Origin of the sequence: uncultured Sphingosinicella sp. (assembly GCF_963974575.1) — a bacterium.
In the GTDB taxonomy this organism is placed as follows: Bacteria; Pseudomonadota; Alphaproteobacteria; order Sphingomonadales; family Sphingomonadaceae; genus Sphingosinicella.
On the sequence record NZ_CAXBBQ010000003.1, the window covers coordinates 146,535 to 160,062 of the forward strand.

Consider the following 13,528-nt stretch of genomic DNA (forward strand, 5'->3'; position numbering starts at 1 on the left):
TATTCCCACTCGATCGTTCCAATCACTCTTAAGCCTATGATTTATTTGCGATATTGCTGCTTGCCGGTACTGCAGGCCGGCTCAACGCCCGTCATTTAATCACGCTGTTGAAATCATTTAGGAAATCGATGCGAAATTTTTTTCGAGGTTTCGGCATCTATCGACTCCTATTCCGACACTGATGCCGATTCTTGCCGCCGGCCTAAAGCCGAAATCTTCGCAAAAAGTACCGTCACCAACCCGTTTCTGCAAAGGCAATTCACGAGGCACTGCGGAAGGGCCACGCCCGAACAGGACCCCAACGAGATCGCTGTCTCGGCCGACAGCAAGCGCAAGGTCCCCAACCAACGGCTCTACATCGGAATGGACACGATTGCGCATTGCGCGTCGATTACGTACGATTTCGAGTCCAGAACTGTAACGCTCTTGTGTCCCGATCAGCCTGCGACCGACAAGGGCTGACGGTCCGAGGTCGCGAGGATGCATGAGTCGCTATTCGGATTTCCACCCTGATGCTGCCATAAGGGTCCCCTTTCGGACAGGCCGGAAGTCCCTAAACTCTTGTACCGTACAAGACTTCCAGTTGAGCCGGCCCGAGCAAATGTCTTGCAAAGTGCGGGCCTTCCGCCGTCGGATCGAGCGCATCGAGCGTTGCCGAAGCGGGCTTCGGCAGCTCTGCCGCCCTGCATCGCTTCGAGACCCGCAATCAGCGGTCTTCAAGTGCCCACGATACGGCGGGAGGATGAGACGCTATCGCTTGCTGCTTCTCGCTATCCATCGGGACCTCGACCGGGCTATCGGCACTTCTGATATGTCCTTTATCAAGTGACGGCGACCTTCTGACGAGTTGCCGCCACATCCGCGCTGCGTCTTCCGGCAGCATCCAGGCCGCCGGGACGACAACAAGGGTCAGCATCGTCGATGTGATCAGCCCGCCAATCACGATGAAGCCCATCGCGTTGCGCCATTCCGATCCATCGGATGATGCCAAGGCCACCGGAATCATACCGAAGATTGCGGCTAGTGCCGTCATCAGCACCGGACGCAGCCGTTCCGGAGCGGCTTGGGCCATGGCGTCGGCGCGTGACACACCGGCTTCGACAAGCTGGTTTGCCCGGTCGACCAGCAGGATCCCGTTCTTCATGACAATGCCCATGAGCGCCAGGAGGCCGATCTGACCGAACAGGCTCATTTCCTGTCCACCGATCAACATCGCCACGAATGCTCCGGAGAAGGATAGGGGCGCCGTCAGCATGATGAGGAAAGGCTGGCCGAAGCGGTCGAACTGGCTGGCAAGCACGATGTAGAGCGCGATAAGCGCGAGCAAGAAGGCAAAGCCGATTGCGGTCGCTGTCTCCGCCATGCGCCGCGCCTGCCCTTCCACCACCAGCTCGATGCCGGAGGGCGGTGGATTGGCGGCAATGATTGCGTCCATTGCTTGCACGGCGGCGCCGAGGGACACACCGGTCGCGCTGTTGGCGAGCACCGAGACCTTGCGGGCGCGGTCTTGGCGGTCGATCTGCACAGGGCCGGTGCCGATCCTTGAATCGGCTACCTGGCCCAGATCAACAAGGCGTCCCTCAAGGCTTCGGGTTTGCAGAATGGCCACCGCATCTGGCGACTGGCGCTGTGCCTCTTCCAGCCGGACCCGGACGTCATGGCGCCGCCCGCCCTCCTCGAAGGTCCCGGCTTCCACCCCGCCGAGGAGAATCCTGGTCGTGTTCGCCAGGTCGCGTGCCGATACGCCGAGATCGGCAGCACGCGTGCGATCGATGCGGAGCTGCAATTCGGGCCGGCCGCCTTCGTAACTGGAGCGAACGTCGGCGAATTCGGGGCGCGATTTCATCGCCGCCGCCAGCCGGGCCGCATAGGCTTCGGCTTCGGCCAGATCGCGACCCATGATAACCTGTTCGATAGCGGCCTGACCGATGCCACCACCCGAAACCCATGGGACTTCGGCGGCAACAATCTCGGTTGCCTCGGGAAGTGCCTGCCGCAACGCGACGCGCGCCTGATCCATGACCACCATCTGGTGGGTCGACCGTCCCTGCTTGGGCGTGATTGCGACATAGAGTTCCAGCTCGTTGCTGCGCTGGCGGCTGCCGGCTCCCACCGTGACGAACACGAGTTCGACATCGTCAATTCCGCGCAGCGCCGCATCGGCGCGTGCTGCCGCTCGGCGAGACCCTGCGATGCCGGTTCCCTGCGGCAGCTTGACCGTGGCAAGAAACTCGCTGCGGTCGGTTGATGACATAAAGGTAGAAGGCACCATCGAGGCGGCAATTCCGCCGATCACTAGGCTGCCCAGCGCGATCATCATCACCAACAGACGGCGCTGGAGCGCCCAACGCACAACGCGCCCGTACCGTCGCTCGGTCGACTGGTGGAACTGTTCGATACGCGACAGCCATGCCCCGCCATGATCGCCCGCCTTTAGCAGGCGGGCTGCCAGCATCGGGGTTAGCGTAAAGGCGACCAGCAGCGACACGCTGACCGAAAAGACAATGGCGAGGCCGTACTGAAAGAAGAATCGACCGACGATGCCTTCCATGAAGGCGATCGGCACGAACACCGCAAGCGTGGCAAAGGTGCCGGCCAGCACGGCGAGTGCCACCCTCTTGGTGGCGGCAAAGGCGGCATTCCGGGGATCGGCACCCCCGTCGATGTCTCGCTGGATTGCCTCAGTTACCACGATGGCGTCATCGACCAGCAGGCCGATCGCCACTGTGAGTGCCAGCAATGTCATCATGTTGATGGTGAGATCGAACGCACCGAACGCGATGAATGTCGCCACCAGCGATGTCGGGATTGCGAGCGTGACGATGATTGTCGCACGCCAGCTCAACAGGAAGAAGAAGGTGACGAGAACGACCAGCACGATCGCCACGGCAATTTCGAACTGCACGTCGCCGATCGAGGATTCGATGAAGCGGGAGGTGTCGCGGGCGATCACCATCTCAACGCCCGCTGGTGCAGTTTTCGAAAGCTGTTCCACTTCGGCGCGGATGGCCCGCGCAACCTCGACCGTGTTGCGCCCCGACTGCCGTCTGACTTCGAGCGCGACCCCGGGTGTACCGTTCAACTGCGCAAAGCTGCGCTCGTCCTGCTGGCCATCCTCGATCCGGGCGATATCGCGGACCCGCACGGCAGCTCCGTTGGGTTGCCAGAGAATGACGAGCGCGCCGAATTCTTCTGGCGTACGCGCCTCAGCCATGGTGCGCGCGCCCAATTCGCGCTCCGCTCCGCCGATCTCGAGCCGGCCGCCCGGAAGTTCGGCATTGCCACCGCGCACGGCCCGAACCACATCGTCCGCAGTGACACCGACGGCGCGCATACGGGTGGCATCGAGCCAGATCCGCATCTCGCGTTCGCGCCCGCCGGCCAGGGTCACAGATCCGACACCGGGGACGCGCTGGATGCGTTCCTTCACCACCTCATCCGCATAAGTCGTAAGTTCCCGGATCGGCATGTCGCCAGACAGCATGATCGACAGGATCGGGCTCGCATCGGGATCGACCTTCTCGACCACAGGCGGATCGGCGTCGGTGGGCAAACCGCGCAGCGCGATGCTTACCTTGTCGCGCACGTCCTGCGCCTTCACGTCCCCGTCTTCCCCGAGCTCGAATTCCAGGAAGATTTGCGAAAGTCCCTCCGCACTGACCGATCGCATCTGGCGCATGCCGGAAATGCTGTTCAGTTCTTCTTCGAGAACGTCGCTCACTTCGGTCTCGATGGTACCCGGCGCGGCGCCTTCGAGAGAGGTGCTGACAGAGACATAGGGAAACTCGACCCGGGGAAAGAGATCGACTCCAAGCCGCGTGAAGTTGATAAGACCGAGGACGACCAGCGCGCCAATCATCATGGTGGCGAAAACAGGACGGCGGATCGAGACATCGGCAAGCCACATGACTGTTCTCCTACCTGCTGCCCGGCGCGCTGGCGGCCGCAGGGCGCGATCCCGCGTCCTTTTCACGGACCCGGACCTTCATGCCGTCGGCCAGTGTCGTGGGCGGATCGAGGATCACGCGGTCGCCCGCCGCCACGCCCTGGACGATCCGCACCCTGTCAAGATCGATATCCGCCGTCTCCACGGCACGCCGTCGCGCAACGTCACCGATCAAAACAAACAGATGCGGATTTGCGCTTTCGCCGCGCAGTGCGCGACGTGGCACAACAATGGCATTGACCGGATCGATGAGAATCTCGGCCACGACCGAAACGCCGCTGCTGATGGCGTAGTCGGGATTGCGAACCGGCAGCCGCACTTCAACGGTCCGAGCCCTGGGGTCGATGAAATCATTGATGATGAACACTTCGCTCGGCAACGCCCCGGCCTGACCGGTGATGAACAGGCGCGCAGGCTGTCCCTTGCGCAGTTCTGACACCCGTGCCTCGGGCACCGCCACGATCGCTGCCACCACGCGCAATTCCTGAAGCTGCAGCGCGGACGACTGCCCACCCATGGAAAAACGGCTGTTCAGAAACATGCCTTCATCCACCATGCGCTGCGTGACAACACCGTCATAGGGCGCGCGCAGCACCGTATCCGACAGCGCCTGGCGAGCGGTCGCCAACGCCGCTCGGGACTGATCGCGGCGCGCCCGTGCCACGTCGCGCGCGGCCTCTGCCTCATCCAGCCGGGCCGCTGGTGCAAAACTGCGGTCCTTCAGTTGGCGCACCCGCTCGAAGGCCCGCTCGGTCTGCACCACTTCGGCCTCAGCAACACGAAGTGCGGCCTCCGCCTCGCTGGCCCGCCGCTGATAATCGGCCTGCCGGATGCGCAGCAAGGGCTGCCCCCGGGTCACACGGTCTCCGACGCGGACGAACACGCGATCGACCGGCCCCTCGACAAGGGCGGTCACGTTGCTTGTCTGCATTGCGGCAATGGTCCCCGATGCCCGGATCGGCGTAGACACTTGTTCGGCACGCGCCGGCACAACCTGAACGTCGATGGCTTGCGGGGCTGCCACCGGCGCATCCTGGGACTTTGGTTCGGCCGAGCAGGCAGCAAGAGCCCATGCAGCGGCACCCAACAGACCAAGGATCGGAACGCGCTTAAGTGCGCGGGAGAGCTCAGGCACCGAGATATGCCCCGCGACCAGATGCCAGCAGATCACCGGCCTCGCTCTCGACAAGCGTATCAGCAACACTCAGGCGCTTTCCCAGCTTGACCACCCGACTGCGTGCCAGAATCCGGCCCGCCAGCGCAGGACGATGATAATCGACCCGAAGGTCGGCGGTCGCCTGCGCAAGTCCGCCGGCCGCCAACACCGCATACAGGCCACCAAGGTCAACGAGGGAGGCGAGCACGCCACCATGTGCCGCACCGAGCGCCGGGTTCGACACCAGTTCGTCGCGCCACGGCATGGCAATCACGATGCCGCCGTGAGATACCGATAGCAGCTCGAGGCCAAGCCAGCGATGGAAAGGGGCGATGTGAAGCGCCGCCTGAAGTCCATCGAGCGTCGTGAGCGCACTCCTGTCAACGGTCATGCAAATCCTCTTTTTGATTGATCGGGGTCCTGCAGGAATTGCAGGATGGCATCGGCAAAGGCATCATTGCGGTCGCCCACGACCATGTGGCCGGCACCTGCAATGTCGGTGAAGCAGGCGTGTGGCACGAGGTCGAGGAAAGCTGCCGCTCCTTCTGGCGAGACGAGATCGCTTGATCCTCCGCGGATCAGATGCACCGGGCAGGCGAGCCGGCGCGCTGCTTCGGCAAGACGTTCCATGCGCGCCTCCCCCCTGCTCGACATCACCGAACTGATAAATCTGGGATCCCAATGCCAGCGCCAGCGGCCGTCCTGCCCTTTCCGCACATAGGGTGCGATCCGCTCGGCCGTCGTCCGACGCCCCTCCCGGGGGCGATAACTGTCGACTATCTCGGCGGCCTCTTCGGCAGAGGCGAAACCGGTTTCGAGATGAGCCGCCATAAAGCCCATCACCCGTGCGACTCCTGCCGGCTCCATGTTGGGCGCAATATCGACCAGGGTTAGCGACGCAAAGCTGCCCGGCCTGATTTCACCTTCGGCAATCAGACCGGACAGCCCGCCCAGCGAGGCACCTACCAGAACGGGGGGCGTTCCCAAGGCATGCGCCACGCAAAGAAGATCATCAGCAAAATCCTCGATCCGATAGTGGCCAGACAATGACCATTGGCTTTCGCCATGGCCGCGAAGATCTATCGCGATGACCCTCAGGCCAGCAGCTGCCAGCCTTTCCTGTGTGCGGCGCCAACTGAGCCTGGTCTGCCCGCCGCCATGGGCCAGGATGACAGGTAGGGCGTCATCAACGCCCATCGCATCAGCCACCAGTGTCTGTCCCTCTGCTCCCCTAAACTGGATTCGCCTCACCGCCGGCACCTCTTTCTGTAAACCACCTTACATTATCTCGTCTTGCCATCCAGTCAATTCGGCAGCTATTTCCCAAGCATGCCAAGTCGTAGCGCCTATCCTGGCTCAGCAGCCGCCGCTCCTTTCGTGACCGACCGTGATGAGATCGTTTTCCGGATGGAGGAGATCACCCGCACATTAAGGCAGGCGTTCGAACGGCGTATCGCACAGTCGGGGCTAACGCGAACCCAATGGCGCATGCTCGCTTACCTTTTGAGGTGCGAAGGCGTGTCGCAGTCCGAACTGGCGCGTCTTCTCGATCTCGAGCGTGCCACGATCGGCCAGGCGATTGACAGGCTGGAAGACCAGCAACTAGTCGAACGGCGCCCATGCCCGACCGATCGCCGAGTGTGGGAGGTGCATCTCCTTCCAGCAGCTTATGACCTTGTCCCTCTCTTACGCAAGGAAGCAGACTGGCTGCATGAACTCACATGGAATGGTCTGACCAACGCAGATGTGGCGGCCCTCAAAACAATGCTCGACCGCATCGCTACCAACATTTCGTCCCTTCCTGAAGTATTGGAACAGGACTGAGCGAGCAATTCTCTGCCATCTGACCTTTAGCCGGTGGTAGAAGCTGTTCAAAGCAGATACTGGGCTTGCACGGCGCAACTATTAGCCCATGGTCACTCGGTTGCAGGCTGCCGAGTCAGCGTTCGGTAGATTGTCGGCCGCGATACCTGGAACAGGTTGCCCAAGTCACTGATCGAGTAATCGCCAGTGCCTACATCCGGCGCAGCTCTTTGCTCTGCGCTTGCGACAGCTTGGGCTTCTTGACCTTCAGCTTCCCTTCTGCCCGAGCGACCGCCATTCACTCTCGGCTCCGCAGCCGGATAAGGTCGCTCTCGAATTCGGCAAAGGTAGCGAGGATGTTGAAGAACATCTTGCCCATCGGGTCGGTCGGATCGTGGATTGTCGATCCGATCTCGAGCTTCACCCCGCGTTTCATCAGCTGTCGGCGATGGCCCGTGCATCCGGCACCGAGCGAGCCGGTCGAGCTTAAAGCCGATCACCTGAGCCCGAACGAACATGTATCCCGCCAGATACCGTCATCAAACCGCATTGAGACGGCAGATGAACTCGCAAAGACTATCGCCAGCATTCGCTCATGAGCTTTTCGCAATCGCCCGCTACAGCCGTCGGTTCCCGCCGTTTCTACTACCCGTCACTCCCACTCGATTGTCTGAATCTCGCATAAGCGTTTGAAAAGTCGATGGTAAGAACCCGGTTTGACGGTCATTCTCCGACTGTGAGGCCGTCAAAATGCTACGCTTTTGATTTTATTGGGAAAAATGCCAGAAAAAATATTTTTGCGGTTCCGGCATCTATCGAGGTCAATCGACCCTCCGGCCCAGTTTTCTGGCTGCATAGAGTCATTCAGAGGGCTGCACGAAAGTACCGTCAACGCTTCATATCAGGATACTCACTTCGGATCGAGCAGCCTATGAAATTGGGTCTTCCCGCCGACGATCAGCTTCGGATGCGACTGCAATCCGCGCTAGGATAAATGTAGGCTTCGTGCTACATATTCCTGATCTGTGTAGCGCGAAGGTGGCAATGCCTACTCCTCATACTCCTCCAGCAGCAGTTCGCCGAAGCTTGCGGAAGCTCGGAGCGGATATCCACGATGCCCGACGACGCCGCAAACTACCGATGGCAGTCGTGGCGGAGCGCGCCTTCACCTCCCGCTCAACCCTGCAAAAGGTCGAATCTGGCGACGCCAATGTCAGCATCGGTATCTATGCCAGCGTCCTCCAGGCCCTCGGTTTGCTTGAGGGGCTAAGCCAAGTCGCCGACATCGGCAATGACATCGTCGGCCAGGCGTTAGCTAGCGCCGATCTTCCCAAGCACGTTCATCTCAAACGGCCGGCTGGATCCTCTCGCGATGGCTGACTTCGAGGTCCACATCGATCTCCACGGTCGCACACGCCCGATCGGATTGGCTAGGAGTAATCGTGTCCGTGGCACGGAGACCGTTCTCTTCGAGTACGACCGTACATGGCTGGAGGATCCCGATCGCTTTTCGCTGGAACCTGCACTTGCATTGACGCGTGGCGCGTTCGCTCCTCCTGCTGGCCTTGCGACCTTCGGCTCAATCGGCGACTCCGCACCAGATACTTGGGGCCGCCGCCTGATGCAGCGCGCCGAGCGTCGCTTCGCCGACCGCGAGGGCCGCGCAGTTCGCACGCTCGCGGAAAGTGACTACCTGCTCGGGGTCGCAGATGAGACGCGGCTTGGCGCGTTACGGTTTCGCTGGGTCGGCGAAGAGGTCTTCCAGGCACCGATCAGGGCCGGCGTGCCGGCCCTGATCGAACTTGGCCGTCTGCTTCAGATCACCGAGCGGATTCTCCGGGACGAGGAAACGGACGAAGACCTACAACTGATCTTCGCACCGGGCTCCTCGCTAGGCGGCGCGCGGCCGAAGGCCTCGGTCATCGACCAACATGGTCATCTCTCCATCGCCAAGTTTCCGAAAGAGACCGACGACTACAGCATGGAAACCTGGGAGGAGATCGCGCTGCGGCTGGCCGGCCAAGCGGGCATCGCCACCCCACAACACGAACTTGTTGAAGTGGCCGGCAAATCGGTGATGCTATCGCGACGCTTCGATCGCGATGGCGCGATCCGCATCCCGTTCCTGTCCGCCATGGCGATGATGGGCGCCAGGGACGGCGAGCGTGGCAGCTATCCCGAGATCGTTGACGCCCTGACCCGGCATGGCGCGCAGGGAAAGACGGACGCACACGCACTCTATCGGCGTGTCGCCTTCAATGTGCTGATCTCCAATGTCGACGATCATTTGCGCAACCACGGCTTTCTCTGGCTCGGGAAGGCAGGGTGGTCCCTCTCACCCGCCTACGACCTCAATCCGGTGCCCACCGATCTCAAGGCGCGCGTGCTGACAACGAACATCGACCTCGATGAGGGCACCTGCTCGCTGGATCTGCTCGAACAGGCGTCGGAATTTTTCGCGCTCACGCTGGCTCAGGCCCGCGCGATCATCAAAGAGGTCGCGGCCGTGACCGCGACATGGCGCGAGACCGCGAAGGCCGTTGGCGCCCGGTCGGCCGAGATCTCCCGCATGGCCAGCGCCTTCGAGCACGAAGATCTCACGCGAGCACTGGCGCTATGACCAGGACCTTCTTTCATAGCTTCGATCCGCCAGCCGCAAGCCCGATCTCCGGGGCCACCGTCGATCTGGAAGTCTCCGAGATCGAGGATGCCGGTATCCGCGAGGTGCTTCAGACACCGGGCGCGGCCTATGGCGCCTGGTCGATTCTCGATGCGCTGCTGACCCCGACCGGCGCAGGCACGCCGTTCGTGTTCAGGGAGCCGCTCGGTCAATCTCGTGAGGTCAAGGTCGCGCTCTCCGGCCTGTTCGGACGGTTCGTCGCGCGTGCCTACCTCGAGCGCTATTTCAACCTCTCGATCTTCGCGCATCTCGGCAACCGCACGATCGACATTGATCGCCGCCGTCAGATCAAGATCACGCGCCTGTCACGGGGCGACCTGCCCGACTGGATAGCCTGCGCAGCCGACCTGTCTTCGCTGACTGTCGCCGAAGCCAAGGGATGCCACGATGTCGGCGGTCCCACGAAAGCGCTGGACAGGGCATGGGCGCAGGCCCGACGGATCGACGTCACCGCCCGAGGCCGCAAAGTCACGGTAAAACGTATCGCAATCGCAACGCGCTGGGGGATGGCGACGGCCGGTCCAGCCGATGCCCATCTTTCGGTTCGGGACCCCATCGAGGAAGGCGAGCCGCACACCCAGGAAGAGAAGGATGCGCTCTTCATCGGCATGCTTCGCCTCCATATCGCCAATCTCATCAAACCGCTCGGCCATGCCGAACTGGCAGACGCGCTTCGCAGCCTCACACTGCAATCAATTCCGCGAAGGCTCCAAGGTGAGACCCAGCGGGCGCGCTCGTTGCTCGACGCATCCCCGGTGCAGGATGTGGACAAGGCGAGCGCCGCCATGGACGGTTTGATCGGTGGCATCGTCACCCGCGCCGGACCGCTCACCGATACCGGCGTTGAGCCTGCCGATCAGGAAGCACTCTCCCGCCTTAATCTTCGGCCGGTCTTCGTCGGGGTCGAACACGAGCTCATTCGCGCCGCTATCGATGCCGAGCCGCAAGCCATTCGCAGCCGTCTCGCTGACAAGGCGAGCCCGGACGAGTTTGCACGATCGGACCGTGCCGGCGGCTGGATCATTCCGCTAGGCCAGGAGCGACGCGTCATAGGCGGCACCTGAAACAGCGACAGCGGAAGACAAGCATCATGGAAAACGGCCCGTCAGACTATGCGGGCAGGATCGGGGCAGACGACATGGACGCGCAGGAGACTGATCTCTCGAACGAAGCCGCAGCACTGGCGGATATCCTCAAGTGGTCAACGGATCTGCCTGCCTGGCAGCGCGATGCGCTGAGGCGGCTGTGCGGTCAGTCCAAGCTGGAAACCGAAGATATCACCGCGCTCGTCGCGATCTGCAAAGGCGCCGCCGGAGGTAGTCCGCTCGATGCGAACCACATCAGGGACCCTGCAGCCAGCCACGCCGTTGTCAGCCTCGGCGCACTCCATGGCCTCTCGCACGTCAATGCCCTGGCACCTGGAGAGCGGCTGACCTTCGGCAAATCCGGTCTCACCGTCATTTATGGCGACAATGGCGCCGGCAAGTCCGGCTACGCCAGGGTCCTAAAGCAGCTCTGCCGCGCGCGGTCGATGAAGGGCGATGCAATCCTCCCCAACATCTATGTGGCCGGCTCGGGCATTCCGGCCGCCAACATCGACTTCTTCATCGGCGCGCAAAAGCGAAGCGCGTCATGGACCCAGGGTAGCCCGCCGGACGCCATGCTCTCCGCCGTGAGCGTGTTCGACTCGCGGACTGCCAACGTCCATGTCGAGAACACCAACGACCTCGCTTACACACCGCTGCCGCTGCGCATCCTCGCGGGCTTGGCGCAGGCCTGTCAGGACGTCAAAGCCAAACTGGCGGCCGAGGTGAAGGCGCTGCAGGAACAGACCCCGGCGGTTCTTTCCAAACCCGAATGCAAGCCGGAGACCATAGTCGGAAAGCTGATCTCCGGCCTGTCGGGCAAGACCAAACCGGAAACCATAGAGAAACTTGCTGGTCTGTCGGCAGAGGAAGAAATCCGACTTCAGACGCTCAACACCGACCTGGCGAGCGACCCGGCGCGTACCGTCCGTCAGCTCCAAGGCCAAGAAATCCGGATCAAGTCAGCGATCGGACAGCTCGAGCAGCTGATAGCTGCCGCGACCGACGAAGGCCGTGGGGAGCTTCGCGCGGCCCGCACGCGAGTTGACACGGCGCGTGCTGCAGTTGCGGCCGCCTCAGCCGACCTGTTCGCCGATGAACCTCTGCCTGACATCGGGTCGGACGTCTGGAAGGCCCTGTGGGAGGCGGCCCGCGATTATTCTCGGGCTTCTGCCTATGCAGGCCGCCCGTTCCCTGTAACCGAGATTGGGGCCCATTGCGTCCTGTGTCAGCAGCCTCTCAGCGAGGAAGCTTCCAAGCGGCTTAGCAGTTTCGAGGCTTTCGTGCAGAACGAGAGCAAGCGTCGCGAACACGAGGCGGCAACCGCATATGCCGAAAAGCTGGACGGGATTTCGGCGCACGCCATCTCCATGAAAGATCTCAAGGCAATCGTTGCCACGATCCGCGATGATACCGGCCAAGAGGAAGCCGCAAGCGTTCTTCGCCGCCAGATCCTCCAGTTGGCATGGCGACTGCGCGCCATTCTGAGAACCCACGGCCTTGCGGTCCTGCCTGATCTTCCGCCTCCAAGCGCAATATCGCTCGATCCCCTGCGCACGGCGCTCAGCGGCATCGCGACGCGCATCGAAGGTATGCAGTCGGAAGCGAGCTCTCCACAGCGCGCCGCGCTTATCGCCGAGCGAGATGGCCTTGCTGACCGCAAATGGCTCGGCTTGGTGAAGGCCGATGTGCTTGCCCAGATCGAGCGCCTAAAGGTCATCGAAGCGATCGAGAAAGCCACCAAGGACACGGCAACAAACAAGATTACCAGCCAGAGCGCCCGAATCGCGCAAGCGCTGGTCACCAATCGCCTGCGCGGGAGGTTCGCAGTCGAAGTAGACAAGCTCGGTGTCGCGGGGCTCGCTATCGAACTTCAGCAGGCCAAGACCACAGCGGGCGTCCCCTTTTTTCAAGTCCGACTGATAAACAAACCGAGCGAACCGGTCGGCAAGGTTTTGAGCGAAGGAGAGCATCGCTGCGTCGCGCTTGCCGCCTTTCTTGCCGAGTTGTCGACCATCGATGCGCAATCCGCGATCGTGTTCGATGATCCCGTCTCCTCCCTAGACCATTTACATCGCGACAGAGTGGCAGCCCGATTGGCAGAGGCTGGCCAGACGCGCCAAGTCATCGTCTTCACCCACGACATGGCGTTCCTGCTTCTCCTCGATGAAGCCTGCCGAGCGACCAAAGACCGTGAGGCGACGCCCGTAACATATCGCCTGATCAGCCGCGGGACGGAGAACGCGGGCTATTGTCATCAGGACCCGCCGGCCACCGTCATGCCGCTCGACAAAGTGATCGACGGAATGAAGACGCATCTGGGCAACGTGAAAATCCACCATGAACGCGGGGATCAGGCGAAATGGCTGCGCGAAGTTACGTCTTTTCAGGACCAGCTTCGCACTAGTTGGGAGCGCGGCGTCGAAGAGATTGTCGGCCCTGTGATCCGGCGCCTATCTCGCAAAGTGGACACCACGGGTCTCATCAAGCTTACCGTCCTCACCGATGCGGATTGCACGGCCATGCGGAATGCGTTCGGGCGTTGCTCAGCGCTCCTACACAGTCAGCCTGGTGAGATTAATCCCCGACTACCCGCGCCAACGGTCATCGAGGCCGAAATCGACACACTGGAGAAATGGTTGCTTGATATCCGGTCACGGCAGGCGACGGTATAATGATGACGAATGACTTATTCATTCGACCTAGAAACGGCCGCATCTACGTTGGGTAGGCATCCTCATTTTTCCTGGCCGGCACTTAGCGACAAGTGCTTGCTCCAGCATTCCTGGCCCGCTCAAGGCACCCGCCATGCGATAGCTTTTCAGATGTTTTTTGTCTCAGCAAAGATCGCTATAAAC

Annotated in this window: 10 protein-coding genes; 5 read left to right on the top strand and 5 right to left on the bottom strand. The window is 61.7% G+C overall.

The features are described from left to right. Nucleotides 1–706: 706 nt before the first annotated feature. The 4 genes from AAC014_RS06460 to AAC014_RS06475 are packed head-to-tail and all read right to left on the bottom strand — an operon-like array spanning nt 707 to nt 6,311. Nucleotides 707–3,907 carry an efflux RND transporter permease subunit gene (locus AAC014_RS06460; RefSeq protein ID WP_339705771.1) on the bottom strand — a complete coding sequence of 1,067 codons (3,201 nt, stop codon included), beginning with the start codon at nt 3,905–3,907 and terminating at the stop codon, nt 707–709. 10 nt (nt 3,908–3,917) lie between these two features. Continuing rightward, nucleotides 3,918–5,117, bottom strand: a complete 1,200-nt coding sequence (locus tag AAC014_RS06465) for an efflux RND transporter periplasmic adaptor subunit (RefSeq protein ID WP_339705774.1) — start codon at nt 5,115–5,117, stop codon at nt 3,918–3,920. Next, nucleotides 5,074–5,493 (bottom strand): PaaI family thioesterase, encoded by a 420-nt coding sequence (locus AAC014_RS06470; protein ID WP_339705777.1) that lies wholly within the window; start codon nt 5,491–5,493, stop codon nt 5,074–5,076. Before AAC014_RS06470 ends, AAC014_RS06465 begins: the two co-directional genes overlap by 44 nt. Beyond that, on the bottom strand, nt 5,490–6,311 hold the full coding sequence (locus AAC014_RS06475; RefSeq protein ID WP_339705780.1) for an alpha/beta hydrolase: 822 nt from the start codon (nt 6,309–6,311) through the stop codon (nt 5,490–5,492). The genes AAC014_RS06470 and AAC014_RS06475 overlap by 4 nt, the downstream gene beginning before the upstream one ends. A 168-nt stretch (nt 6,312–6,479) precedes the next feature. Between AAC014_RS06475 and AAC014_RS06480 the strand changes: the two genes are divergently transcribed. Then, nucleotides 6,480–6,926 carry a MarR family transcriptional regulator gene (locus AAC014_RS06480; RefSeq protein WP_339705783.1) on the top strand — a complete coding sequence of 149 codons (447 nt, stop codon included), beginning with the start codon at nt 6,480–6,482 and terminating at the stop codon, nt 6,924–6,926. A 277-nt stretch (nt 6,927–7,203) separates the two neighbouring features. Here the strand turns inward: AAC014_RS06480 and AAC014_RS06485 are convergent, their stop codons facing one another. Next, entirely contained in the window at nt 7,204–7,341 is a 138-nt protein-coding gene (locus AAC014_RS06485; RefSeq protein ID WP_339705786.1) for a recombinase family protein, read from the bottom strand. Nucleotides 7,342–7,949: 608 nt separating this feature from the next. Here AAC014_RS06485 and AAC014_RS06490 point away from each other — a divergent pair. The 4 genes from AAC014_RS06490 to AAC014_RS06505 are packed head-to-tail and all read left to right on the top strand — an operon-like array spanning nt 7,950 to nt 13,345. Next, entirely contained in the window at nt 7,950–8,285 is a 336-nt protein-coding gene (locus AAC014_RS06490; protein WP_339706587.1) for a helix-turn-helix transcriptional regulator, read from the top strand. Continuing rightward, complete coding sequence (locus AAC014_RS06495; protein WP_339705789.1) at nt 8,278–9,525, top strand: HipA domain-containing protein; 1,248 nt, start codon at nt 8,278–8,280, stop codon at nt 9,523–9,525. The genes AAC014_RS06490 and AAC014_RS06495 overlap by 8 nt, the downstream gene beginning before the upstream one ends. Then, a complete protein-coding gene (locus AAC014_RS06500) occupies nt 9,522–10,649 on the top strand; it encodes a hypothetical protein (protein WP_339705792.1) in 1,128 nt (375 codons plus the stop codon). Before AAC014_RS06495 ends, AAC014_RS06500 begins: the two co-directional genes overlap by 4 nt. Nucleotides 10,650–10,675: 26 nt before the next feature. Further along, nucleotides 10,676–13,345 carry an AAA family ATPase gene (locus AAC014_RS06505; RefSeq protein WP_339705795.1) on the top strand — a complete coding sequence of 890 codons (2,670 nt, stop codon included), beginning with the start codon at nt 10,676–10,678 and terminating at the stop codon, nt 13,343–13,345. Nucleotides 13,346–13,528: the final 183 nt, after the last annotated feature.